A 23,749-nucleotide genomic window follows, 5' to 3' on the forward strand; every position below is an offset into this window, starting at 1 on the left:
CGTCACTCCTCCCACCGCACGTCGTACACGGCCCGGCCGGGCTCGTCGCAGAACAGCCGCGCCACCTTGGCCTGCATGGTGCCGTCCAGCAGCCCCCGGGCCGTGGCCTCGGTCAGGGCGTGGACCGTGAACTCGTCTCCGTCCACCTCCACGGTGAGGGTGCCGGGGGTCAGGGTGATGGAGTTGGCCAGGAGCATCCGGGCCACGTCGTTGGGCTGATCCGACCGGAACCGCACCATCCTGGGGCTCACGGGCAGGCGGGGGTGGAGCACCACCGCGGCCACGTGGAGCGCGGACAGCAGGATCTGGCCCAGGAGCCAGCCGCAGTAGGCCGCGAACCGGAGCACGTGGACCTCGGTCCGCCCCCGCCCGGCGGGCCGGGGGAGCCTCCGGTTGAGCCACAGCACGACCGCCACCGACACCACCCCGAGCCCCAGGTGGAAGGGGTCGTAGAGACCGCTCAGCACGAGCCACAGGGCCATGAGGAGCCCCGCCTGGCCGACCAGACCCAGGGGCACCCGCCGCGCGGGCTGGCGAGGACCGGCCACGGACGGGTCCCCTCACCGGCCCCCGGCCGGGGCGGCCGCCATCTCGGCGAACCGCCGGGCGAGCCGGGCGATGCGGGGAAGCCGGCCCCTGGGCTTGTCCGACTGGTGGCGGCGAAGCACCTCGGGGGCCCTGCGGGCCAGCAGGAGCACCAGCAGATGGTCCGAGCTGCCGGGGTCGAGCACCACCCCCCAGTCGTGGGTGCGGAGCTGATGGGCCCGGAAGGCCTCGAACAGGTTCCACGACTCCCGCTGGTAGTCCCCGTGCATCAGCTGCTCCTCCACCGTCTCCGGCGTGGTCAGCCCGAAGGCCCGGAGCTCCTCGAGCAGGGCCAGGGCGTGCATCTCGAAGTTGTGGGCCATGGGGAAACGCTCCCGCATCCGGGCCACGAAGTCGAAGGTGTCCGCGAACTCGCCGGTCCGCCGGGCCAGCCGGCGCCGGGTGGCCGCGATCAGGGCGTTCAGGACCTCGTCCCCCTTCTTGGTCAGCGCCCCGAGGGCCGACAGGAGCTCCATCTCCTCGTCCGAGGGCTCGCCGTTGGCGGCCTTGTACACCAGGTTGTGCTCGATCTCGTTCCACACGTGGGCCAGCAGGCTGCACACCTGGATCTCGCAGCTGGTGCCCTGGAGGTTGGCCCCCCGGCCGGCGAGGTCCCGGGGGGGCAGGATCACCTGGCAGTGGATCGCGCGGTAGTGGCGTGAGGGGTCGGCCTTGACCTCCACGTCCACCTCGCCCCCCTCGCCGGGGCCGTCGAACGCCAGCCGGATGTCCTCCACCACCTTGTCCCGGTCGGCCTCCACGTAGGTCTTGACCCGCACCCCGGCCAGGTCGCTGACCATGTCCAGCAGATCCTCCGGGGCCCGGGCGGCCGGGGGCTCCCCGGCCAGGAGCTCCTCGAGCTTGCGCTCCAGGCTCTCGGGGCTCTTGGCCCGGGCGTCCACCGTCCCCAGGATGGCGTTGGCCTCCAGGAGCCGCCGGCACTTCTCGGCCACCATCTCCGCCAGCTTGGCGTAGCGGTCGTGCTCCCGCCGGTACCGGGTCACGGCGGCCGCGATCAGCCCCCGGGGCTCTGCCGCGGGCCCGGGCCCGGCCCGGCCCCCCGCCGAGCGGCGGGGCGGCCCACACCCGCGATCCAGAGGATAGCCGTGGTCCTCGACTCGGCAAATGCTTCCGTTCGGAGTACGGTATCTCACGTGGTGACCTCCCCTTGAATGGGAACGCCCGCCCGGGGGAAGCACATCCCCCGGCGGGCGGATGGAGGGGCGCCCCCGCGGGGGGGCCTGGGGGTTCGTCACGGACCCAGGAACAGCGGACGACCGCAGTGGCGCATGAGGTGCAGCGCGGTCTCCCCGATGTGCCGGCGCCGCAGGAGGCTCCTTGCGCCGTTTCCGGCCACCACCAGGTCCGCGTCCCAGCGGCCGGCCTCCAGGAGGAGCGCCCTGCCGGGAGCCCCCGACAGGCGCCGGGTCTCGGGCTCCCGCCCGTGGGCGCGGCAGTACTCGGCCGCGTCGGCCAGGAGGCGCGAGCCCTCCTCCTCGGAGGAGTGACACGTGACGACGCGGATCTGGACCTCAGGCCAGGGGTCGAGCTGGAGGAAGCACCGCATGGCCCTTGCCGACCCCACGGAGCCGCTGTAGGCGATCAGGGCCCGGCGGATCGGTCGGAGCTCCTCGGCCACGGCCAGGATCGGGTGCACCCCACCCCCGATGAGCCGGGCCAGGGCCGCCTCGGAGTGCTCCGCGGCGAGCGGGCCCTCCAGCAGGCTCCGCAGACCGAACACCGTCAGATCGTGGTAGCGGGAGCAGGAGGTGATGAGGTCGGTCACGTCCCCCTCCTCCACGTCGTGGGCCACCCCTGCCGCCTCGCACGCCCGCCGGAAGGTCCGAACGGCGGCTGCCACCTGCTCCTGGCGCACCCCGAAGCGGTGAGTCCGTAACCGCTCGGCATGGGCCGAGGCTCCGGCCGGCACCGGCCCCACCGAGTCCAGCTTCCGGCGGTCCAGAACTGCCAGCCCGGTCAGCTCCGCCCCGTGGCGCTCGGCCAGCTCCACGGCGATCCGGATCGCCGAGGGGGTGAAACGGGTCCCCGCGAGCACGACCAGTATGCGGCGGATCATGGGCTTCTCCTTGGGAACGGGGCTCCCGCCGGCCGGGGCGCCCGGCCAAAACGCGAAACGGCCGGGCCCGCCCCCCGCCGGGTGGGGAGGCAGGACCGGCCGTCGGGCGCCCGGGGCGTGGACCCCTTGCGCCGTTGGGCTGGACGCCGTGGCAACAAAAAAAGCCGGACGCGGGCCTCCTGCCCTCCATCCGGCCTATTCCTCGACCGACTCCCCCGTGGGAGGAGCCCTTCCAGGAATCTGCTCTGCCCTTACTTCTACCGGATCGCCTCCGGGCCGTCAAGGCGGCCGAGGCGAAGCCACCGGAGCCCCCCCCGGGCCCGATCCCCGATGGAGAATTACGGGGCACACCCCTGGGGCGGGCCGTCCAGGGTGAAAACGAAGATCCTCTCCCCGGTCTGGGTGCTCAGGTCCGTGTGCATGGCCACCACCCGCCTGCGGGTGACGTCCTCCACCACGGTGTACACGAGCTCCTTGGCCCCCTCGATCAGGTTGGTCCGCATCTTTTTGACGAGGTCGATCCCCTCGGGGTTCTTCGCCAGGTGCTGCTCCGCCGGGGTCAGCACCCCGTTGAGGCGCACCAGCACGAGGTCTCCGATCACGTGGCAGGTGGCCTCCTTGGGCCCCCGGCCCATGTACTCCTTCTCGAAGACCACGAACGCCTTGGCCAGCTCGTCCTCGATGCGACCGTAGGGGCTGCGCGGCATCCGGCCTCTCCTCCGTCCAGGGTGGCACCACCTCTCTTCATATGACACGGAGCCCGGGAAGTCCAGGGGGCGCAGCCGCTGGCATAACCGTGCGGCGCTTCTTGATTTTCCACGGGTCCGTGCGGTAGCGTTACCGGCTTCGTGCGAGGCATCGCTTTTCGAGCCGAACCGGGAGATCTCACCGATGCTCAACCAGATCCGGAAGAACGTTCGGAACCCCTACGTGCAGGCGGTTCTCGGCCTCATCATCCTGGTGTTCATCTTCTTCTTCGGATGGGGGGTGCGGTCCCAGAAGGCCACGTATGTGGCCAAGGTGAACGACACTGAGATCGACCTGGCCACCTACCAGCGGGCCTACGGCAACCTGACCGACCTGTACCGGAAGGCCTACGGCGACCGGTGGAACGCCCGCATGGCCAAGGAGCTGGGGCTGGCCCGGCGGGCCCTGGACCAGTTGATCGACCAGACCCTGCTGCTGCAGGAGGCCGACCGGCGCGACATCGAGGTCACGGACGAGGAGCTGGCGGCCGCCATCCAGGCGGTGGGCGCCTTCCAGGAAGGGGGCCGGTTCAGCAAACAGAGGTACCTGCAGATCCTCGACGCGAACCGGATCACCCCCCTGGAGTACGAGGAGTCCACCCGGCGCGAGCTGCTGCTGCGCAAGGTGGAGCAGGCGATCCGCTCCCAGGCCCAGGTCACCGACGCGGAGGTGGAGGCCGAGTACCGGGACCGCAACACCAAGGCCCGCATCGCGTTCGTGGCGTTCCGGCCCGAGGCGTTCGAGGCCGACGTGCAGGTGACCGACGAGGCCCTGGCCGACTTCTACGAGGCCCAGAAGGAGCAGTACCGAACCCCTGAGCGGCGGTCGGCCCGATACATCCTGTTCGGACCCGAGGCGTTCGAGAAGGACGTGGAGGTGACCGACGCGGAGATCGAGCAGGAGTACAACTGGCGGGCCGGCGAGTTCACCGTGGCCGAGGCGGTGCGGGCCCGGCACATCCTGCTGAAGGTGCCGCCCAACGCGGACGCGGCCAAGGAGAAAGAGATCCGCGAGAGGATCGAGAAGCTGCGCAAGCAGATCCAGGACGGCGCGGACTTTGCGGAGCTGGCCAAGAAGTACTCGGAGGATCCGGGCTCCAAGGACCGGGGCGGGGACCTGGGCTACTTCGAGCGGGGCAAGATGGTGCCCGAGTTCGAGAAGGTGGCCTTCGAGCTGGAGCCCGGGCAGGTGAGCGAGCCGGTGAAGACCGCCTTCGGGTACCACCTGATCCTGGTGGAGGACCACCGCCAGGCCCGGCAGCAGCCCCTGGAGGAGGTGCGAGACCGGATCGAACAGGACATCCGCCGGCGCAAGGCCCTGGAGCTCGCGTTCACGGCCGCGGACAACACCCTGATGGACCTGGAGGACGGCAAGGTCACCTGGGACGACCTGGCCAAGGAGCACGAGGTCAAGACCACCGGCCTGGTGACCAAGACCGACCGGATCCCAGGGGTGGCCAAGCCCGACGAGTTCCGGGACCTGCTGTTCTCCACCGATCCCGACGGCCCGGGCGAGATCCTGGAGACCCCCCAGGGCACTTACCTGATCGCCGTGGCCGAGGCCAAGCCGGCCGAGATCCCCCCGCTGGAGGCGATCCGGGACCGGGTGGAGGCCGCGTACCGCAAGGCCCAGGCCTCCCGGCTGGCCCGGGAGAAGGCCGCGCAGTTCCTCGCCGAGGCCCGGGAGAAGGGCTGGGACGAGGCCGTAAAGGAGCGCAGCCTCACCGCCGAGACCACCCAGCCGTTCGCCAAGAAGGGCGGCGCGGTGCCCAAGATCGGATGGTCCCCAGAGCTCAAGGAGGCGGTGTTCGGCCTGGAGCCCGGCCAGGTGGCCGGTGAGCCGTTCGAGGTGAACGGAGTGGTGTACGCGGTGCGGCTCGTGGAGCGGATCGAGCCCGACATGTCGGGGCTGGAGGAGGCCCGGGAGCGGATCCGCAAGGAGCTGCTGTCCAAGAAGCAGGGCGAGTACTTCGACGAGTACCTCAAGCGGCTCCGGGCCGAGGCGGAGATCGAGATCAACGAGGATCTACTGAGGCTGTGATACCAAGTTGCCATCCATAGGATACCCGGCCGGGGGCGGGGCAAGGGACCTGCCTCTGGGCAGGGGGGGCAATAGCTTTGAACGCGACTTGGTATGAGAGGCCGGAAAGCTGGAAGGCTGAACTCGGACACGAATGCGGCGGCCCGGCGGTCAGCGCCGGGCCGTCTTGCGTGCCGGCGCTGACCAGGACACCACGGCATCGAGCTCCCGGCCCGGCGGGAGCCCCGGCGGTAGGAGCGCCCGCAGCCGTGCCGTGAGGGCCTCGTAGCCCCCGCCTCCGGGGCCACCCCAGCGAGCCGAACCCTCCCCCGGCAACGTTCCCACCAGGAGGCACGCCACCCCAGCGGCCCGGAGCCGGCCCCCGAGCCGGTCCGCCGCGGCCAGGGCGTGCAGATTGCCCACCAGCACCACCGCCCGCGGGGCCCCCTCGGCCAACGCCCCGAGCACCCGCGAGGCCATGAAGGCGTCCCGATCCCCCCGCCGGCCCCAGGGTAGGTCCAGGGCCACCAGCCGAAGCCCGCCGCCCCGGGCCTGCCGGCCCAGGGCTAGCAGGAGGTCGCGGTACGACGGCGTGCCGATGACCCGGGGCAGGAGCGCCGGAGGGGCCGGCCCGACGCCCAGCCGGTCGAGGAGCGGTTGGCGGTCGGCCGGGATCTCGAGGCCCACCACCGTGCCAGGAAAGCGGCGGCCCGCCTCGGCCGCGATCCGGCCGAACAGGGCGTGGCCCGGCGCGAACCCGTGGCGCTCGCCCATCACCACCACCCGGTGGGTGGCAACCGCCGCCAGCACCTCGTCTTCGCCCTGGGCGGCCGCGCAGGGCCCGGCCAGACCGACCGCGGCCAACAGAAAGGCGGCCCCTGCGGCCGCCCGGATGCCTCCGTGCAACGAAACCTCCTTGCCGCGCCCTTCACCCCTTCCGGTCCAGGAGCGTCCCGAGCATCTCGTCCTGGGTGCGGAGCACCTGGAGGTTGGCCTCGAACCCCCGCTCCCCCTCGATCATCCGGACCGTCTCCTGGACCAGGTCCACGTTGGACCCCTCGGCCGGCTCGGTCTCCGGCGGCTCCGGGGGAACGGGCACGCCGGGGGCGTCCGACCGGACGGCCTCGGCCCGCACCCCGGACGGGGTCTCGGAGAACGTGACCTCCACCCGCTTGTACCCGCGGGTGGAGACGTTGGCCGTGTTTCGGGCGGCCGCGTCCACCTGGGCCTGGCGGGCCCGGACGCCGGAGAGGGCGGAGTACAGGGCAGAGACCATGGGAACCCTCCGGGGGACTCAACTTCGGTCAACGGTCCACGGTCATCGATCGGGACGCAGGAAAGGGCGTTGATAGCCCGCTCACTTATTCCATCATCGGCCCGGGCCGGTCTGACCTTGACCCTGGCCCGGGGCCTCGGCCACCAGGGACGTGGCGACCGCCACCACCTCGGCCACGTCCACTCCTCCCAGGCACCGGGGGTCTGCGCACCGGATCGGCCCGCCGGCCGTGCAGGGGGCGCACGGCTCCCGGGTGCGGATCCACCGCACCCGAGGCCCCAGCGGCCGCCACAGGGCCGGGTCCGTGGGCCCGAACACCACCACCGTGGGCACCCCCAAGGCCCCGGCCAGGTGGGCCGGACCCCCGTCGTTCCCCAGAAACAGGGCCGCGCCCGCCAGGAGCCCGATCAGATCCCGGAGGCCGGAGCAGGCCGTCGCCGGGCCCAGGGCCTCCCACCCCCCGCTCCCCCGCTCCACCTCGGCCGGCCCCAGGGCCACGCGCACCCCGAGCCCCAGGCTTTGGGACACCCGACCCGCCACCTCGCCCCAGAACTCCGGCGGGAAGTTCTTCTTGGGATCCCCGCTCCCGGGGTGCAGAAGGATCCACCGGGCCGAGCGCCGGGGCAGGACCCGGGCCCGCCATTCGGGCAGGAGCGGCCCCGGGGGCCGGGGCACGCCGGCCCGGTCCAGCTGGTCCGTCTGGAACGCCGGAACCCACGGCCCTCCGGCCGGCGGGAACGACCGAACCGACACCACCTGGCCGGGCGCGTGCCCCACCCAAGCCGGGGGCCGGCTCCCGCCGAACGCAGCCACCACCGAGAAAGCGGCCAGGGCGCCTACGGCCTCCGGGCCCGGGGCTTCTCCCCACAATTCGTGCCCGCGGCGCACCAGGTCCGCGGGCGGCGGCCCGAACCCGGGCAGTAGCTCCCGACGATCCGATGGTCCCCAGAACGACCACGCCACCCCCGGGTACGCCGCCGCCAAGCGGAGCACGGCCGGCATCGACAGCACGAAGTCCCCGAGTCCGCCGTTGTGGTACAGAAGGCCGTTCACGGTTGCGTCTCCCTGGGGCCCGTGGCAAGCTCCGGCCGGTACGCATTGCCGACCGCTCCGGCGAGAATGCCGGCTGGCCCGCCGCGAGTCGGCGGGTGGGCTCCGCCTCGAAAAGGGCCACTTCTCCATTCTATCCGGAACCCGCGTGCCGAAAGGAGGTTTGCCATGCCCATCGTCAACATCGACTGGCTCGAAGGCCGCACCCAGGATCAGAAGCGGGAGATCGTCCGGCGGGTCACCGACGTGATCGTGGAGGTGACCGGATGCCCCCCCGAGGCGGTGACCGTGATCTTCACGGACCACCCCCGCCACGACATCGGAAAGGCCGGGAAACTCCTGTCCGACTGAGAACGCTAGGAGGCTGGGAAGCTGGGAGGCTAGGAGGTTAGGAAGCTTGAAAACCTCCCGGATTCCCACGCCTTCTAGGAATCACCATGCCTTTTCGCCTCCACCTCACGGTCTGGGAGGAGCGCCGGGTACGGCCCCTTAGCTCGCCGCGCAGCGCCTTTGACGCTCAGACCACGAAACGGTTCGGATTCCACCGAAGTTGTCATGAAACCAGCTTTTCGGTCCCGTGCCTGCGCGGCGAATCTCAACGCCCGGCTTCGCGCCCGGCCGGAGGCAGGTCCCTTGCCCCTCCCTCCGGGGGCGCTCTCCTTGTTTGGCCGGCCCAAATCTCCCCTGGAATTTTCGAGTCCGATCCCCTATCCTCCGCGCGGACCCCGCCCCGACCCTCACACCCCTAGGGAGGAGCCGTGAGCGAACGCGCGAAACGCCTGCTCGGCGTCCTGGCGGTACTGGGCCTTCTCTACCTGTTCCTGGTCAGCATCGGCATGGTGGGGGCCGCCTTCAAGCTGGCGGGCAAGGGGCTGGCCAAGGAGATCTTCGGGTTCGCCTCGAACCCCCTGACCGGCCTGTTCATCGGGATCTTCGCCACCTCGCTGGTGCAGAGCTCCTCCACCACCACCTCGATCGTGGTGGGGCTGGTGGCCGGCGGCATGCCCGTGAACACGGCCATCCCCATCATCATGGGGGCCAACATCGGCACCAGCGTCACGAACACCCTGGTGAGCCTGGGCCACATCTCCCGAACCAACGAGTTCGAGCGGGCGTTCGCCGCCTCCACGGTGCACGACTTCTTCAACCTGCTGTCCGTGATCGTGCTGTTTCCCCTCCAGTACTTCACCGGGTTTCTGGGCCACCTGGCCCATGGCCTGGCCGGGGTGGTGACCGGCGGCTCCGACCTCCAGTTCCACAGCCCCCTCAAGGCCGTGGTGAAGCCCGCGGTCCACCTGCTGGTGAACCTGGTGGGGGGGCTGACCGGGGTCAAACTCCTCCACGCGGGCCTGGTGGTGCTGCTGGCGGGGGTCCTGCTGTTCATCTCCTTGAAATACATGACCGCGATCCTGCGCGGCCTGGTCATGGAGCGCGCCTCCGGGTTCTTCGAGCGCACGATCTTCCGCAACACCCTCACCGCCTTCGTGGTGGGCATCTTGCTGACCATCGGCGTCCAGAGCAGCTCCATCACCACCTCGGTGATCGTGCCCCTGGCCGGCGCCGGGCTGCTGACCCTGGAGCAGATCTACCCCTACACCCTGGGCGCCAACGTGGGGACCACGGTGACGGCGATCCTGGCCTCGCTGGCCGTGCCCGAGCACTTCACGGCGGCCGTGACCACCGCGTTCTCCCACCTGCTGTTCAATGTGTGCGGCATCATCGCGATCAACATCCTCCCGCCCGTGCGCCGGCTCCCCCTGCGCCTGGCCCGAACCCTGGCCAGCCAGGCCGCCCGGAGGAAATGGGTGCCCGTTTTGTACATTCTCGTGGTATTCTTTCTCATCCCCCTTTCCCTCATTTTCGCGACCCGGTGAGCCCATGTGGAAGGAACTGATCAAGATCTGGACGTCCCAGAGCCTGCTGGACCAGGCCTGGAAGGAGTCGTTCGACGCCCTGGAGATCGACCGGAAGATGTTCCTGGAGGCCGTGCGCATCCTCCGGGAGAGCGACGACCAGGAGCTGGCGTCCGAGATCCGGGAGATGGACCGGCAGGTCAACAAGTACGAGCGCGACGTCCGGCGCAAGGTGATGACCCACTGCGCGGTCACGGGCACCGGCACGGCCGACCTGCCCAGCGCCATGGTGCTGGTGTCGATCATCATCGACATCGAGCGCATCGGCGACTACTGCAAAAACATCGTGGACCTGGCCCGACACCACCCCCAGACCCTCTCCGCCGGACCCTACGAGACCGACCTGGGCGAGGTGGAGAAGGAGCTCAAGGAGCGGTTCGCCCGCACCATCGAGGTGCTGCGCCACCACGACGTGGAGGGCGCCCGGGAGCTGATGGCCACCTACCGCACCGAGGTGGGGTCGGTGTGCGACCGGATCGTGCACGGCGTGGTGGGCGGCGAGAACCCCGAGTTCTCCGCGGCCGACGCGGCCACCCTGGCCCTGTACGCCCGGTACCTCAAGCGGATCACCGCCCACCTGAAGAACGTGGCTTCCAGCGTGGTCAATCCGTTCCCCCGCATCGGGTTCAAGGAGAAGCAACCGAAGAGCCCGTAGAGGCCCTCCTGACTTACCACACGACGCGGGCCGCCCTCTGGGGCGGCCCGTTTGCGTGTCGGGCCTCGTCGACCCCTTCCGGCCGCCGCCCGGCGGGCTCGTGGTATGCTGGGGCCTCGATGCCGGGGGAAGCCCCATCAGGCCCTGTGCGGGGCCGTCCAGAGACTAGAAACTAGAGACTTAAAAACCCGGGAGTTCGGACCATTGGGCGGGGCTCTATCAGGCCCCTTTTGAAGCCGTACAACGGGAAGGTAACTTTTGTTGGTCCGGAGCCCATTGCCGGCGGCGGGTCATGGGGCCTGCTTCCGGCCGTGCGCGAGTGCAGCATCCGATCGCCGCGCCTTCGCATGCCGTTGCCGAAGTAGCCTGTTCGGGCGGCGACAGCGGAGGGCCCTGGAATTCGACAAAGCTACAGATGTTCGGGGGGCGCGGCGAGACAAGGAGCCGCGCCCGGCTCTCCAGCAGGCCCCATGCCCCCGAGCTTTGGCGCGGTTCGAGAGCCGCCGGGCTGCCTAGCCGCCCACCGGGCCGAAGGCCCCCGACCGACGACCAACGACCAACGACCAACGACCGAAGTTACATGGAAGGCGTCATGCGTCTGTTCGTGTTCCTGACCATCGCCCTGTCCGTGTACACGGCGATGCACGCGGTCGTGTACTGGGCCGTGCGGCCGATCTGGGCGGGGGCGCCCCGGGCCGGCGCCGCGGTGATCGCCTGGATGGCCGCCATGGTCGCGGCGCCGGTGGCCGTGCGGCTCCTGGACCGGGCGGGCCTGGAGGCCGTGGCCCGGCCCCTGGCCTGGGCCGCCTACACCTGGCTCGGGCTGGTGTTCCTCGCCTTCTGGCCGGCGGCGGCGCTGGGGGTGGGGCAGATGCTGGCCTCCGGCCTCGGCGCCCTCCTGCCCACCGAGCCCCTGCGGCTTCGGACCCCGGCCGTGGCCTGGGCCGTCCTGGCCGGGGTGGTCGCCCTGGGGGGGTACGGCGCGTGGGAGGCCACCCGCCTCCGGGTGGAGCGGGTCCGGATCGCATCGGCCAAGCTCTCCCGCCCCGTACGCATCGTTCAGGTGTCGGACCTCCACCTGGGGCTCCTGCTGCGGAGCCGGACCCTGGCCCGGGTGCTCCGGACGGTGGAGGCCCTCGGGCCCGACCTTCTGGTGGCCACGGGCGACCTGGTGGACGCCCAGATCGACCACCTGGACGATCTGAGCCGCTCGTGGGCCTCGTTCACCCCGCCCCTGGGCAAGCTCGCCGTGGTGGGCAACCACGAGGTGTACGCGGGGCTGGGCCAGAGCCTCGCGTTCCTGGAGAAGGGCGGCTTCCGGGTGCTTCGCAACGAGGCCGTGGCGGTGGGGTCCGACCTCGTCGTGGTGGGCGTGGACGACGAGCACGCCCCGGGTCCCCGGCCCGACCCGGAGCGGCTGTTCGCCCGGACCCCCGCGGGAAGGTTCGTGCTCCTCTTGAAGCACCGGCCCACGGTGGTTCCCGGTGCCGGGGGGCGGCTCGACCTTCAGCTCTCGGGCCACACCCACCTGGGCCAGATCTTTCCGTTCCGCCTGCTCACGAAAATGGCGTACCCTATGCAGCGCGGCCTGTACGCCCTGCCGGAGGGAGGCCGCCTGTACGCGAGCCGGGGCACCGGCACCTGGGGGCCGCCCATGCGGGTGCTCGCGCCCCCCGAGGTGACTCTGATCGAGCTCGTGCCGGAAAAGCAGGAGTAGCTCGGCAGTGAAACAGGCACTCTCTGCTCCCCGATGGGGGGCAAGGGGTCTGCCGGAGAGCCGGGCGCGGCCCCTTAGCTCGCCGCGCAGCGCCTCTGACGTGCGAACCACGAAATGGTATGCGTTCCACGAGTTGGAATCTTCCGTGTCCTGTGCCTGCGCGGCGAATCGCAACGCCCGGCTTCGCGCCCGGCCGGAGGTAGGCCCCTTGCCCCCTCTCCGGAAAAACGCGCCCATTTTGCCGCCGGAACAATAGCAATAGGAGCCGCACCGTGGTCTCGGTCCGTGTGGAACCGTTCCGGAGCTTCGAGGCGAGCGTGCCGGCCGCCCTGGAGGCGGTGGGGGCGGCTGCGGCGCTGGCCCGGCAGGAGCTCGTGGTGATCAAGCCCAACCTGGTCACCGCGAGCCCGCCCCCCGTGACCCTGCCGGTCGAGGCGGCCGCGGCCCTGGTGGGGTTCGTGCGGAGGAACTGCCGGGCCCGGGTGGTCATCGCCGAGGGATGCGGAGACGCCGGGCTCTCGACCCCGGAGGTGTTCGAGGCCCTGGGGTACCGGGGCCTCGCCCGGGAGCTCGGCGTGGACCTCGTGGACCTCAACACCGCGCCCACGGTTCGGCTGGAGAACCCCTCGTTCCGGGTGTTCCCCGAGGCCTGGGTGCCCGAGCTCCTCACGCGGGCGTTCGTGATCTCGGCCGCCGTGCTCAAGCGCCACAGCCTGGCCGAGGCGACCCTGTCGCTCAAGAACATGATGGGCGCGGCCCCGCCCAGGAGGTACGGGAACCCCGGCGGCTGGAAGAAGGGGCGGTTCCACGCCCGGATGCACCGGGCCGTGTTCGAGTGGGCGAGTCACCTCACGCCCGACCTGGCCCTGGTGGACGCGAGCGTGGGCCTGGCCGAGTTCCACCTGGGCGGCCCCCCGTGCGATCCGCCGGTGGGAAAGATCGTGGCCGGCTTCGATCCCGTGGCCGTGGACGCGGCCGGCTGCCGGCTCCTGGGGCTCCACTGGAGTCGGGTGGGGTACCTTCGGCTCGCCCACGGCGTGCTCGGACGGGCGACGGAGACGGACGGATGAGGGAGCCGATCACTCGGGAACGGGCGGAAGAGATCCTGGAAACCATCCGACGGGTGCTCGAGGACCGGCCGGAGATCGTATTCGCCTACGCCCACGGGTCGTTCCTCGATTCCCCCCGGCCACGGGACCTGGATCTTGCCGTTTTCGTAAACCCGGAGCCCGAGGGACTGCCTGCCCTCTGGGAGGGTGCCCTAGAGGTGGATCTGGAGGAGGCCATCGGACGAGCGCTTCCCGTGGACGTCCGGATCCTCAACCGCGCGCCGACCATCTTTCGGTTCCGTTGCCTGCAAGGGCGGCTCCTCCTGGACCGGGATCCGGATCTCCGCGCCGCGGTGACGGCCGACGCCGCTTGCCGGTACAACGACCTGGCCCCGTTTCTCGCCCACTACGCGAAAGAGGCCTACGGCCATGACGATTGATCCCCAGAAGGTCCGGGCGCGCCTGGACGACATTCACGCATCCGTGCGCAGGCTCCGCGAGCTGTTGGAACGAGGGCGCTCGGCCTTCGAGACCGACCCCGATGTGCAAGACATCGCGCGGGCTCGCCTTCTCGTGGCGCTGGAGGCAGCCATCGGGCTTTGCTTCCATGTGAGCGCGAAGCACCTCGGCCGCGTGCCCGAAGAATACGGTCAGTGCTTTCGCATCCTCGCGGCCGAGGGGTTCCTGCCCCCCGACCTGGCAGCACGCCTGGCCGCCATGGCCCGGTTCCGGAACCGCCTGGTCCACTTGTACTGGGAGGTGGACTTCGGACAGGTCTTCGAGTTCCTTCCGGCGGGCTTGGAGGACCTGGAAGCGTTTGCCGAGCGTGTGGGAGGGTTGCTCTAACCGCCTCGCGTCCGTTCGGGATCCTGATTCCAGTCCTCGGCATTCGCTGCGGCCCTGTGGTATGTTAGCGGCTTTCCTTTTGCCGGGGTGATCGATGGCCGCAAAATCCCAGGACCCTTGGGTGGAAGCGTTCCTGACCCACCTCCGGTACGAACGAAACGCCTCGGACCACACGGTGCGCAGCTACGCCGGGGATCTCCGGCGGTTCGCCGAGTGGGCCCGGGCTCGGATCGAAGGTCGGGGGCCGCACCTGTGGCAGGCCGTGGAGCCGGGGGACATCCGAGCCTACCTGGCGTCGCTCCACGGCCGCAGGGCCCGCACCACCATCGGCCGGGCCCTGTCGTCGCTCCGGGCGTTCTACCGATTCCTGGTGCGCGAGGGGCACCTGGACGCGAACCCGGCCGCCTCGGTGGCCGCGCCCAAGCAGCCCCGGCGGCTGCCGGGGGTGCTGTCGGTGGACGAGGCGTTCGCCCTGGTGGACGCGGTCTCCGGCGAGGGAGTCCTGGCCCTGCGCGACCGGGCGATCCTGGAGACGCTCTACGGCACGGGCGTGCGGGTGTCGGAGCTGGTGGGGCTGGACGGCCGGGACCTGCGCCTCGCCGCGGGGCTCGCCCGGATCCGGGGCAAGGGCCGGGTGGAGCGGGAGGTGCCCCTGACCGAGCCGTGCGTCCGGGCGCTGGAGGCGTACCTGGAGGCGCGGGCCCGGGCCGGTCGGCCCCTGGAGCCGGCCGGGCCCGTGTTCCTGAACGCCCGGGGAGGCCGCCTGACCGACCGGAGCGTCCGGCGGATCATCGATAAGTGGATCGAGCGGGCGGCCCTGGCCCGGCGGGTGCACCCGCACCTGCTGCGTCACAGCTTCGCCACCCACCTGCTGGCGGGTGGGGCGGACCTGCGGGCCATCCAGGAGCTGCTGGGCCACCGCAGCCTGTCCACGACCCAGAAGTACACCCACGTGGGCATCGAGCGGCTGATGCGGATCTACGACGATGCCCATCCCCGGGCGCGCGGGGCGGGAACCAGGCGAAAGACGACAACGGACAACCAAACCTGACGTCCGGACGTCCCCACGTCCGCACGTCCGAACGGAAGACCCAGATGACCGAGACGATCCGAGGCACCACCATCGTGTGCGTGCGCCGCGACGGCCGGGTGGCCATGGCCGGCGACGGCCAGGTCACCTTCGGCTCCACGGTGCTCAAGCGCACCGCCCGCAAGGTGCGAAAGCTCCGGGAGGGGAAGATCCTGGCGGGGTTCGCCGGCGCCACGGCCGACGCGTTCACCCTGCTGGAGCGGTTCGAGGGCAAGCTCGACGCCCACGGCGGCAGCCTGCACCGGGCCGCCGTGGAGCTGGCCAAGGACTGGCGCACCGACAAGTACCTGCGCCGCCTGGAGGCCATGCTGCTGGTGGCCGACCGGGAGGCGACCCTGCTCCTCTCGGGCACCGGCGACGTGGTGGAGCCGGAGGAGGGGGTGGTGGCCATCGGGTCGGGCGGGCCGTTCGCCCTGGCCGCGGGCCTGGCGCTGTACGAGCACACGACCCTGGGCGCGGCCGAGATCGCCCGCGAGGCGCTGCGGGCGGCGGCCCGGATCTGCATCTACACCAACGACTCCGTGGAGCTCGAAGAGCTGGGAGGTTAGCCCGTCATGGCCGTGTTCACCCCCAGGGAGGTGGTGTCGGAGCTCGACCGGTACATCGTGGGGCAGGACCGCGCCAAGAAGGCGGTGGCCATCGCCCTGCGCAACCGCTGGCGGCGGCGCCAGGTGCCGGACCCGCTCCGGGACGAGATCACCCCCAAGAACATTCTGATGATCGGGCCCACGGGCGTGGGCAAGACCGAGATCGCCCGGCGCCTGGCCCGGCTGGCCGGGGCCCCGTTCGTGAAGGTGGAGGCCAGCAAGTTCACCGAGGTGGGGTACGTGGGCCGCGACGTGGAGAGCATGGTGCGCGACCTCGTGCGGGTGTCCGTGGCCATGGTCCAGGAGGAGGAGCAGGCCCGGGTGGCCGCCCGGGCCGAGGAGCTGGCCGAGGAGAAGATCCTCGACCTGCTGCTGCCGGGCCACACCGGCGACACGGCGACCCGGGAGCGGCTGCGGCAGATGCTCCGGGCCGGGGCCCTGGACGACCGGGTGGTGGAGGTGGAGGTGGCGGCCCAAGGGCCGGCGCCGGCCATGGAGATCTTCACCGGCCAGGGCATGGAGGAGATGGGCATCCAGCTCCAGGACATGCTGGGCAACCTGTTCCCCAAGCGCCACAAGCGAAAGAGCATGAAGGTGCCCGAGGCCCGCGAGGTCCTGAAGGAGCAGGAGGCGGCCCGCCTGGTGGACCAGGAGCGGGTGACCGAGCTGGCCCTGGAGCGGGCCCAGAACGACGGCATCATCTTCATCGACGAGATCGACAAGGTCGCGTCCCGGGAGGGGGGGCGGGGACCGGACGTGTCGCGCGAGGGGGTGCAGCGCGACATCCTGCCCATCGTGGAGGGCTGCACCGTCCACACCAAGTACGGGGTGGTCAAGACCGACCACATCCTGTTCATCGCGGCCGGGGCGTTCCACATGTCGAAGCCCTCGGACCTCATCCCGGAGCTCCAGGGCCGGTTCCCGATCCGGGTGGAGCTGGACGCGCTGGGCCGGGACGACTTCGTCCGGATCCTGACCGAGCCCCAGAACGCCCTGACCCGGCAGTACCAGGCCCTGCTGGCCACCGAGGGGATCGAGCTCAGCTTCGCCCCGGACGGGATCGAGGAGGTGGCCGAGATGGCCGCCCGGGTCAACGAGAAGACCGAGAACATCGGGGCCCGACGGCTCCACACCATCATGGAGAAGGTGCTGGAGGAGCTGAGCTTCACCGCCCCGGACCTGCCGGACCGGGAGGTGGTGGTGGACCGGGAGTACGTGCGCGACCGGCTCCGGGACATCGTGGCCGACACGGACGTGTCGCGGTACATCCTGTGAGTCGGAGGTCGGAATTCAGAGGACAGAAGACAGAAGGCATAGACACGCGTCGTTTCGGCCCGTGGGGGTGCCATGGGGACGGAGCCGAGGGCCCGATCGTTGGGTGTCCCGTGCGTCCAGAGATTAGAATCTTGGGGATCTCGGCCCGTTAGGCGGACGGGCGCTCCAGCAGGCCCCACACCCCTCGAGCGCGTCTGTTTGGCCGCCGGAGCAATAGCTTCCCAGCCTTTTGACTTTCCAGCGGGCCGAAGGCCCCAGACCGGAGACCGATGACCGGAGACCGAAGTTATCGAGAAGAGCTGATCCAAAAGGCCCAGGTGCTCCACGAGGCCCTGCCGTACATCCGGGCCTTCTACGGCAAGGTGGTGGTCATCAAGTACGGCGGCCACGCCATGGTGGACGAGGCGCTCAAGGAGAGCTTCGCCCGGGACGTGGTGCTCCTCAAGTACATCGGGCTCAACCCGGTGGTGGTCCACGGCGGCGGGCCCCAGATCAACCGGATGCTGGAGCGCATGCAGATCCAGAGCACCTTCGTGGACGGCATGCGGGTGACCGACGGAGCCACCATGGACGTGGTGGAGATGGTCCTGGGGGGCAAGGTCAACAAGGAGATCGTGAACCTGATCCAGCTCCACGGCGGCCGGGCCGTGGGCCTCACCGGCAAGGACGGGGGGCTGATCCGGGCGAAGAAGCTCTACATGGAGCGCCGCCGGGGCGACGACCTGCCGCCGGAGATCGTGGACATCGGCGCGGTGGGCGAGGTGGAGGCCATCAACCCCCAGGTGATCGAGGCCCTCGACCGGGGGGGGTTCATCCCGGTGATCGCCCCGGTGGGCACCGGCGCCCAGGGCGAGACCTTCAACATCAACGCCGACCTGGTGGCCGGCCGGATCGCGGGCGCGCTCAAGGCCGAGAAGCTGGTGCTGCTGACCGACGTGGAAGGCATCCTGGACCCAGACGGCCGGCTCATCTCCACCCTGCGGGCGGCCGATGCCCCCGAGCTGATCGAGTCGGGCGTGATCCGGGGCGGCATGATCCCCAAGGTCCGCTGCGCCCTGGACGCCCTGGAGGACGGCGTGGGCAAGGTGCACATCGTGGACGGCCGGGCCCGTCACGCCGTGCTGCTGGAGATCTTCACCCGGGGCGGGGTGGGCACAGAGATCGTGAGGTGACGGATGGGAAACCAAGAGATCATGGATCTGGCCGCAACCTGCCTCATGCCCACCTACGCGCGGTTCCCCGTGGCCCTGGTGCGGGGCCAGGGCATGCGGGTGTGGGATGCGGACGGCCGCCAGTACCTGGACTTCCTGGCCGGGATCGCGGTGTGCAACCTGGGCCACTGCCACCCCCATGTGGTGGAGGCGATCCGGGAGCAGGCCGGCACCCTGCTGCACGTGTCGAACCTGTACCATATCGAGCCCCAGGTGCGGCTGGCCAGGCTGCTGACCGAGGTCACCTTTGCCGACCGGGTGTTCTTTTGCAACAGCGGGGCCGAAGCCAACGAGGGCGCGATCAAGCTGGCCCGCAAGGTCCAGAAGGACCGGGGCGAGCCCGAGCGCACCGAGATCGTGTCGGCCACCATGAGCTTCCATGGCCGGACCCTGGCCACCCTGACGGCCACGGGCCAGGACAAGGTGAAGGTGGGGTTCGACCCCCTGCCCCCGGGCTTCACCTACGTGCCCTACGACGACGTCGAGGCCCTGGAAGAAGCGGTGGGGCCCCGGACCGCGGCCGTGCTCCTGGAGCCGATCCAGGGCGAGGGCGGGGTGCGGGTGCCGTCGGAGGGGTACCTGCGGCGGGCCCGGGAGCTGTGCGACGTGCGCGGGGCGCTTCTCATCCTCGACGAGGTCCAGACCGGGGTGGGACGCACCGGCACGTTCCTGGCCTGCGAGCACGACGGCGTGAAACCGGACATCTGCACCCTGGCCAAGGGCCTGGGCGGGGGAGTGCCCATCGGCGCGGTGCTCGCCACCGAGGCCGTGGCCCGGAGCTTCGGCCCGGGCACCCACGCCTCCACCTTCGGCGGCAACCCCCTGGTGTGCGCGGCCGCGCTCGCCACGGTGCGCACGATCCTCCAGGAAGGCATCCTGGAGCATACCCAGCGGATGGGGACATACCTGTTGGAGCGCCTGACCGAGCTGGCTCGGGGCCGCCCATGCATCTCGGCCGTGAGGGGCCGCGGGCTCCTGATCGGTATCGAGCTGGCCGGCGATCGCAAGGCCAAGGACGTGGTGACCGCCATGATGGATCGGGGGTTCCTGGTGGGGTCGGCCGGTGAGCAGGTGGTCCGGCTCGCCCCACCGCTCATCGTGGAGCCGGAGGAGATCGACGCCCTGCTCTCGGCTCTGGAAGAGGTGGTGTGAGGGGGTGCAAGGTTTTAGGCTTTCCAGCTTTCCGGCTTTCTAGCCTTCCAGCCGCAAGGTATCCGCCATGCCCAAGCACTTCTTGAAGCTCACGGACTTCGGCCGGGACGAGCTCCTCGGCATCCTCGAGCTGGCCCAGGATCTCAAGGCCCGCCAGGCCCGGGGTGAGCCCCACCGCCTGCTGGAGGGCAAGACCCTGGCCATGCTGTTCGAGAAATCGAGCACCCGGACCCGGGTCTCGTTCGAGGTGGGCATGTTCCAACTGGGCGGCCACGCCCTCTTTCTCTCGCCCCGCGACACCCAGATCGGCCGGGGCGAGCCCGTGCGCGACACGGCCCGGGTGCTGTCGCGGTACGTGGACGCGATCATGGTGCGCACCTACGGCCAGGACGTGCTCGAGGAGCTGGCGCGCTGGTCGTCGGTGCCGGTGATCAACGGGCTCACGGACCTCGTGCACCCCTGCCAGGTCATGGCCGACCTCCTGACCGTGCTGGAGCGGAGGGAAAGCCTGGAAGGGCTTCGGGTCGCCTGGATCGGCGACGGGAACAACATGGCCCACTCGTGGATCCACGCGGCCCGGGTGCTGGGGTTCGGCCTGCGGCTGGCCTGCCCCGAGGGGTACGAGCCCGACGGGGCGATTCTGGCCGCGGCCCGGGACGCCGGAGCCGACGTGGAGGTGGGCCGCGACCCCGAGTGGGCCGCGAGGGGCGCCCACGTGGTCACCACGGACGTGTGGGCCTCGATGGGCCAGGAGGAGGAGCAGGAGGCCCGGCGCCGCGCGTTCGCGGGGTACACCGTGGACGCCCGGATCATGGCCGCGGCCGACCCCTCGGCCGTGTTCCTCCACTGCCTGCCCGCCCACCGGGGCGAGGAGGTGACCGACGAGGTCCTGGAGGGGCCCCGGTCCGCGGTGTGGGACGAGGCCGAGAACCGCCTGCACGTGCAAAAGGCGATTCTGGTGCACCTGGTGCGGGAGGAAAACTGACCCCGAAAGGGAGGTGCGGGTACCGCGGGGGAAGAAATCGACGAACGACCTCCGACCTCTCGGCTTTCCAGCATTCTAGCGCCTTCAAGGGAGTGAACAACCATGGCAAAGGGCAGCGTGAAGAAGGTGGTTCTGGCGTACTCCGGAGGCCTCGACACCTCGGTGATCCTGAGGTGGCTCGTGGAGACCTACGGGTGCGAGGTGATCGCGTTCTCGGCCGACCTGGGCCAGGCCGAGGAGCTCGAGGGGCTCGACGAGAAGGCCCGGCGCACCGGCGCGTCCAAGGTGTACATCGAAGACCTACGGGAGGAGTTCGTCCGGGACTTCGTGTTCCCCATGTTCCGGGCCGCGGCCGTGTACGAGGGCTCGTACCTCCTGGGCACCTCGATCGCCCGGCCCCTGATCGCCAAGCGCATGGTGGAGATCGCCGAGGCCGAGGGCGCCGACGCCGTGGCCCACGGCGCCACGGGCAAGGGCAACGACCAGGTCCGGTTCGAGCTCACGGCCTACGCCCTCAAGCCCGACATCCGGGTGATCGCCCCGTGGCGCGAGTGGGACCTGAACTCCCGGGAGAAGCTCATCGACTACGCCGAGCGCCACGGCATCCCGGTGCCGGTCACCAAGGCCAAGCCCTACTCCAGCGACCGGAACCTGCTGCACATCTCGTTCGAGGGCGGCATCCTCGAGGACCCCTGGCGGGAGCCGGACGAGGACATGTTCGTCCTGTCGGTGAGCCCGGAGAAGGCCCCGGACGAGCCCGAGTACGTGGAGGTGGAGTTCGAGGCCGGGGATCCCGTGGCCGTGAACGGCGAGCGGCTGTCGCCGGCGGCGCTCCTCCAGCGCCTAAACGAGATCGGAGGCCGGCACGGCGTGGGCCGGATCGACATCGTGGAGAACCGGTTCGTGGGCATGAAGAGCCGGGGGGTGTACGAGACCCCCGGCGGCACCATCTGGCGGGCGGCCCATCGGGCCGTGGAGAGCCTGACCCTGGACCGGGAGGTCATGCACCTGCGGGACTCGCTGGTGCCCAAGTACGCCGAGCTCGTGTACAACGGGTTCTGGTACGCGCCCGAGCGGGAGACCCTGCAGGCGTTCATGGACGAGGCCCAGAGGAACGTCACCGGCACCGCCCGGCTGAAGCTCTACAAGGGCAACTGCACCGTGGTGGGGCGCCAAAGCCCCCACAGCCTCTACGACCCCGAGACGGCCACGTTCGAGGAGGACACGGTGTACGACCAGGCCGACGCCACCGGCTTCATCAAGCTCAACGCCCTGCGGCTGAGGACATTGAAACGGCTCATGGGGTGAGCAAAGGCCCTCCGGCGGTGCCCTCAAAGGGCGCTGTGGGATTGCCCCAGAGGGGTGAAGCCGGGGCCTCCTCCTCCGCTGAACACCCTCGCAGGGGCCGCCACGGTTCGGTCCGCTGCGACGCGTGATAGCACGCGCCGCGGCCGCTCCCTTGCACCGGGCGGCCCTTGCTGCTTGGGCGTCGCGCTCCGTCGGAGACCCCGGCTTCACCTAAGTGATCCGTACTTTTCTTTCGAGGCATAAGGAAACGAGTCGCTCGGGTCTCGCGGGCGAAACCGACGGTACGACCGCCTAATGTCCGGCGCGCCCTAGGGGCCCTGTTCGACCGTAGGCCGGAGACCGACGACCGAACCGACAAGGAAGATTCCTCATGGCCGAAAAACCCTGGGGCGGACGGTTTCGCGAAGAGACCCTGAGGATCGTCGAGCGGTTCACCGCGTCGATCGGGTTCGACCGGCGGATGTACCGCCAGGACATCCGGGGGTCCATCGCCCACGCCCGCATGCTGGCCTCGGTGGGCATCCTGACCGAGGAGGAGGCCGACACCCTGGTCCGGGGCCTGGAGCAGGTGCTCGCCGAGATCGAGCGGGGCGAGCTGGAGCTCACCGAGAGCCTCGAGGACATCCACATGAACGTGGAGCACCGGCTCACCCAGATCGTGGGGCCGGTGGGCGGCAAGCTCCACACGGCCCGCAGCCGCAACGACCAGGTGGCCCTGGACCTGCGGCTGTACCTGGCGGACGAGGTGCCCGAGATCCTGGACCTGCTCCGGGGCCTGGGCGAGGTGCTGCTGGAGCGGGCCGAGGCCGAGGCCGACCTGCTCGTGCCCGGCTACACCCACCTCCAGCGGGCCCAGCCCGTGACCTTCGGCCACCACTGGCTCGCCTACTTCGAGATGTTCCTCCGGGACATGGAGCGGTACCGGGACGCCCTCGGGCGGATCCGGCGCTCGCCCCTGGGGGCGGGCGCGCTCGCCGGGTCGCCCTACCCCCTGGACCGGGAGCGGGTGGCCCGGGACCTGGGGCTCGAGGGGGTGTGCCGGAACAGCCTCGACGCCGTGTCCGACCGGGACTTCGCCCTGGAGTTCCTGTTCGCCGGCTCGGTGGTGATGATGCACCTGTCCCGGCTGTCGGAGGAGCTGGTGCTGTGGTCGAGCCAGGAGTTCGGGTTCATCGAGCTCTCCGACGGGTTCTGCACCGGCTCCTCCATCATGCCCCAGAAGAAGAACCCGGACGTGCCCGAGCTCCTGCGGGGCAAGACCGGGCGGGCCTACGGCAACCTGATCTCGCTCCTGACGACGCTCAAGGCCCTTCCGCTCGCCTACAACAAGGACATGCAGGAGGACAAGGAGCCGGTGTTCGACACCCTCGACACGGTGAAGGGGAGCCTCGCGATCACCGTGGAGATGCTCCGGAACCTCAAGGTGCGGCCCGACCGGGCCCGGGCCGCGCTGAAGGCCGGGTTCCTGCTGGCTACCGAGCTGGCGGACTACCTGGCGGCCAAGGGCGTGCCGTTCCGCCAGGCCCACGAGGCGGCCGGCCGGCTGGTGGCCCTGGCCGAGGCCCGGGGCTGCGGGCTCGAGGACCTGGACCTGGAGACCCTGCGGTCGGTGTCGCCGCTGTTCGAGGAGGACGTGTTCCAGGTGCTCGACCCCGAGGCGAGCGTGGCCCGACGCACGGTGCTGGGCGGCCCGGCGCCCGACAACGTGCGCCGCGAGGCCCGGCTGGGGTGGGAGCGGCTCGATGCGATCTGGCCCCGGCGGGACTGACCTTGCACAACCCGCCCCTTGGACCCTGCCATCAGCCTGGCGGGCGAATGGGTCCGCCGACGCGCGCCTCCCTATTATTCCGGCGGGTAAACAGGCGTTATCGCCCCCTGACCGGGGGGCGAGGGGCTTGGTGGAGCGCCGGGCGTGGCTCCGACAGTCGCTGCCCCCGGCACTCAGCCGATACCCGCTCCGCCGGTGACCCGAAAGGCATTGCCAACGTTCGCGTTCCTGGCGTTCGTGGGGCACTCGGGCTGAGTGCCGGGGGCAGCGTGAGTCGGATGCTGCACTCACGCATGGCCGGAACCAAGCCCCTCGCCCTCGTCGCCGATGAGTGCACCTATTTTGTCGCCGGGGTAACAGCGCCGCGCAGCACCTTTGGCGATCGGATCTTGAAAGGCCTCGGATTTCATCGAGTTGCCATGAAACCGCTCTCCTGTCT

At 70.4% G+C, this 23,749-nt stretch carries 23 protein-coding genes; 16 read left to right on the forward strand and 7 right to left on the reverse strand.

The features are described 5' to 3' along the window. Positions 1–2 precede the first annotated feature (2 nt). From DEFCA_RS0113435 to DEFCA_RS0113450, 4 genes are all read right to left on the reverse strand, one after another. On the reverse strand, positions 3–548 hold the full coding sequence (locus DEFCA_RS0113435) for a Na+/H+ antiporter subunit E (RefSeq protein WP_025323538.1): 546 nt from the start codon (positions 546–548) through the stop codon (positions 3–5). Between the two features lie 12 nt (positions 549–560). Then, positions 561–1,739, reverse strand: a complete 1,179-nt coding sequence (locus tag DEFCA_RS20835; RefSeq protein ID WP_169709582.1) for a GTP pyrophosphokinase — start codon at positions 1,737–1,739, stop codon at positions 561–563. Between the two features lie 98 nt (positions 1,740–1,837). Beyond that, on the reverse strand, positions 1,838–2,662 hold the full coding sequence (locus DEFCA_RS0113445) for a universal stress protein (RefSeq protein ID WP_025323540.1): 825 nt from the start codon (positions 2,660–2,662) through the stop codon (positions 1,838–1,840). Positions 2,663–3,000: 338 nt separating this feature from the next. Next, positions 3,001–3,369 carry a DUF2294 domain-containing protein gene (locus DEFCA_RS0113450; RefSeq protein ID WP_025323541.1) on the reverse strand — a complete coding sequence of 123 codons (369 nt, stop codon included), beginning with the start codon at positions 3,367–3,369 and terminating at the stop codon, positions 3,001–3,003. Between the two features lie 184 nt (positions 3,370–3,553). Here DEFCA_RS0113450 and DEFCA_RS0113455 point away from each other — a divergent pair, with 184 nt between their 5' ends. After that, positions 3,554–5,449, forward strand: coding sequence for a SurA N-terminal domain-containing protein (locus DEFCA_RS0113455; protein WP_025323542.1), 1,896 nt, complete (start codon positions 3,554–3,556; stop codon positions 5,447–5,449). A 150-nt stretch (positions 5,450–5,599) separates the two neighbouring features. Here DEFCA_RS0113455 and DEFCA_RS0113460 read toward each other — a convergent pair whose 3' ends face one another. The 3 genes from DEFCA_RS0113460 to DEFCA_RS0113470 form a co-directional block, all read right to left on the reverse strand. Continuing rightward, entirely contained in the window at positions 5,600–6,334 is a 735-nt protein-coding gene (locus DEFCA_RS0113460; RefSeq protein ID WP_025323543.1) for a hypothetical protein, read from the reverse strand. A 22-nt stretch (positions 6,335–6,356) separates the two neighbouring features. Next, on the reverse strand, positions 6,357–6,704 hold the full coding sequence (locus tag DEFCA_RS0113465) for a flagellar basal body rod C-terminal domain-containing protein (RefSeq protein ID WP_025323544.1): 348 nt from the start codon (positions 6,702–6,704) through the stop codon (positions 6,357–6,359). Positions 6,705–6,797: 93 nt separating this feature from the next. Beyond that, on the reverse strand, positions 6,798–7,757 hold the full coding sequence (locus DEFCA_RS0113470; protein ID WP_025323545.1) for a glycosyltransferase family 9 protein: 960 nt from the start codon (positions 7,755–7,757) through the stop codon (positions 6,798–6,800). Positions 7,758–7,922: 165 nt separating this feature from the next. Between DEFCA_RS0113470 and DEFCA_RS0113475 the strand changes: the two genes are divergently transcribed. The 15 genes from DEFCA_RS0113475 to argH all read left to right on the forward strand — a co-directional run bounded on the left by DEFCA_RS0113475 (position 7,923) and on the right by argH (position 23,310). Then, positions 7,923–8,105, forward strand: a complete 183-nt coding sequence (locus DEFCA_RS0113475; protein WP_025323546.1) for a 2-hydroxymuconate tautomerase — start codon at positions 7,923–7,925, stop codon at positions 8,103–8,105. Positions 8,106–8,512: 407 nt separating this feature from the next. Beyond that, the gene (locus DEFCA_RS0113480) at positions 8,513–9,628 is read left to right on the forward strand and encodes a Na/Pi symporter (protein WP_025323547.1); all 1,116 of its coding nucleotides are present in this window, start codon (positions 8,513–8,515) and stop codon (positions 9,626–9,628) included. 4 nt (positions 9,629–9,632) lie between these two features. Next, the gene (locus tag DEFCA_RS0113485; protein ID WP_025323548.1) at positions 9,633–10,322 is read left to right on the forward strand and encodes a phosphate signaling complex PhoU family protein; all 690 of its coding nucleotides are present in this window, start codon (positions 9,633–9,635) and stop codon (positions 10,320–10,322) included. Between the two features lie 592 nt (positions 10,323–10,914). Then, positions 10,915–12,039 carry a metallophosphoesterase gene (locus DEFCA_RS0113490; RefSeq protein WP_029734074.1) on the forward strand — a complete coding sequence of 375 codons (1,125 nt, stop codon included), beginning with the start codon at positions 10,915–10,917 and terminating at the stop codon, positions 12,037–12,039. 272 nt (positions 12,040–12,311) lie between these two features. Continuing rightward, a complete protein-coding gene (locus DEFCA_RS0113495; RefSeq protein WP_025323550.1) occupies positions 12,312–13,109 on the forward strand; it encodes a DUF362 domain-containing protein in 798 nt (265 codons plus the stop codon). Then, complete coding sequence (locus DEFCA_RS0113500; protein WP_025323551.1) at positions 13,106–13,528, forward strand: nucleotidyltransferase domain-containing protein; 423 nt, start codon at positions 13,106–13,108, stop codon at positions 13,526–13,528. Before DEFCA_RS0113495 ends, DEFCA_RS0113500 begins: the two co-directional genes overlap by 4 nt. Then, positions 13,518–13,934, forward strand: coding sequence for a type VII toxin-antitoxin system HepT family RNase toxin (gene hepT, locus DEFCA_RS0113505; protein WP_025323552.1), 417 nt, complete (start codon positions 13,518–13,520; stop codon positions 13,932–13,934). The genes DEFCA_RS0113500 and hepT overlap by 11 nt, the downstream gene beginning before the upstream one ends. A 94-nt stretch (positions 13,935–14,028) precedes the next feature. Beyond that, entirely contained in the window at positions 14,029–14,985 is a 957-nt protein-coding gene (gene xerC / locus DEFCA_RS0113510; RefSeq protein ID WP_051463252.1) for a tyrosine recombinase XerC, read from the forward strand. A gap of 44 nt (positions 14,986–15,029) precedes the next feature. Then, a complete protein-coding gene (hslV, locus tag DEFCA_RS0113515) occupies positions 15,030–15,572 on the forward strand; it encodes an ATP-dependent protease subunit HslV (protein ID WP_025323554.1) in 543 nt (180 codons plus the stop codon). A gap of 6 nt (positions 15,573–15,578) precedes the next feature. Further along, positions 15,579–16,886 (forward strand): ATP-dependent protease ATPase subunit HslU, encoded by a 1,308-nt coding sequence (gene hslU, locus DEFCA_RS0113520; protein WP_025323555.1) that lies wholly within the window; start codon positions 15,579–15,581, stop codon positions 16,884–16,886. A gap of 269 nt (positions 16,887–17,155) precedes the next feature. Continuing rightward, positions 17,156–18,058 (forward strand): acetylglutamate kinase, encoded by a 903-nt coding sequence (gene argB, locus DEFCA_RS0113525; RefSeq protein ID WP_029734077.1) that lies wholly within the window; start codon positions 17,156–17,158, stop codon positions 18,056–18,058. Between the two features lie 3 nt (positions 18,059–18,061). Further along, positions 18,062–19,249: an acetylornithine transaminase gene (locus DEFCA_RS0113530; protein WP_029734078.1), complete on the forward strand. Its 1,188-nt coding sequence runs from the start codon at positions 18,062–18,064 to the stop codon at positions 19,247–19,249. Positions 19,250–19,316: 67 nt separating this feature from the next. Further along, on the forward strand, positions 19,317–20,234 hold the full coding sequence (gene argF, locus DEFCA_RS0113535; RefSeq protein ID WP_025323557.1) for an ornithine carbamoyltransferase: 918 nt from the start codon (positions 19,317–19,319) through the stop codon (positions 20,232–20,234). Between the two features lie 102 nt (positions 20,235–20,336). Beyond that, positions 20,337–21,542, forward strand: coding sequence for an argininosuccinate synthase (locus DEFCA_RS0113540; protein ID WP_029734079.1), 1,206 nt, complete (start codon positions 20,337–20,339; stop codon positions 21,540–21,542). A 370-nt stretch (positions 21,543–21,912) separates the two neighbouring features. Next, entirely contained in the window at positions 21,913–23,310 is a 1,398-nt protein-coding gene (gene argH, locus DEFCA_RS0113545) for an argininosuccinate lyase (RefSeq protein WP_025323559.1), read from the forward strand. Positions 23,311–23,749 lie beyond the last annotated feature (439 nt).

Origin of the sequence: Deferrisoma camini S3R1, assembly GCF_000526155.1 — a bacterium.
Lineage (GTDB): Bacteria > Desulfobacterota > Deferrisomatia > Deferrisomatales > Deferrisomataceae > Deferrisoma > Deferrisoma camini.

Bases quoted from the DNA above. Each gene is read 5' to 3' on its own strand.
- hslV (WP_025323554.1), top strand. From the start codon at position 15,030: ATGACCGAGACGATCCGAGGCACCACCATCGTGTGCGTGCGCCGCGAC.
- DEFCA_RS0113450 (WP_025323541.1), bottom strand. From the start codon at position 3,369: ATGCCGCGCAGCCCCTACGGTCGCATCGAGGACGAGCTGGCCAAGGCG.
- xerC (WP_051463252.1), top strand. From the start codon at position 14,029: ATGGCCGCAAAATCCCAGGACCCTTGGGTGGAAGCGTTCCTGACCCAC.
- hslU (WP_025323555.1), top strand. From the start codon at position 15,579: ATGGCCGTGTTCACCCCCAGGGAGGTGGTGTCGGAGCTCGACCGGTAC.
- DEFCA_RS0113490 (WP_029734074.1), top strand. From the start codon at position 10,915: ATGCGTCTGTTCGTGTTCCTGACCATCGCCCTGTCCGTGTACACGGCG.
- hepT (WP_025323552.1), top strand. From the start codon at position 13,518: ATGACGATTGATCCCCAGAAGGTCCGGGCGCGCCTGGACGACATTCAC.
- argF (WP_025323557.1), top strand. From the start codon at position 19,317: ATGCCCAAGCACTTCTTGAAGCTCACGGACTTCGGCCGGGACGAGCTC.
- DEFCA_RS0113475 (WP_025323546.1), top strand. From the start codon at position 7,923: ATGCCCATCGTCAACATCGACTGGCTCGAAGGCCGCACCCAGGATCAG.
- DEFCA_RS0113530 (WP_029734078.1), top strand. From the start codon at position 18,062: ATGGGAAACCAAGAGATCATGGATCTGGCCGCAACCTGCCTCATGCCC.
- DEFCA_RS0113540 (WP_029734079.1), top strand. From the start codon at position 20,337: ATGGCAAAGGGCAGCGTGAAGAAGGTGGTTCTGGCGTACTCCGGAGGC.
- DEFCA_RS0113485 (WP_025323548.1), top strand. From the start codon at position 9,633: ATGTGGAAGGAACTGATCAAGATCTGGACGTCCCAGAGCCTGCTGGAC.
- argH (WP_025323559.1), top strand. From the start codon at position 21,913: ATGGCCGAAAAACCCTGGGGCGGACGGTTTCGCGAAGAGACCCTGAGG.
- DEFCA_RS0113455 (WP_025323542.1), top strand. From the start codon at position 3,554: ATGCTCAACCAGATCCGGAAGAACGTTCGGAACCCCTACGTGCAGGCG.
- DEFCA_RS0113445 (WP_025323540.1), bottom strand. From the start codon at position 2,662: ATGATCCGCCGCATACTGGTCGTGCTCGCGGGGACCCGTTTCACCCCC.
- argB (WP_029734077.1), top strand. From the start codon at position 17,156: ATGACCGGAGACCGAAGTTATCGAGAAGAGCTGATCCAAAAGGCCCAG.
- DEFCA_RS0113500 (WP_025323551.1), top strand. From the start codon at position 13,106: ATGAGGGAGCCGATCACTCGGGAACGGGCGGAAGAGATCCTGGAAACC.
- DEFCA_RS0113465 (WP_025323544.1), bottom strand. From the start codon at position 6,704: ATGGTCTCTGCCCTGTACTCCGCCCTCTCCGGCGTCCGGGCCCGCCAG.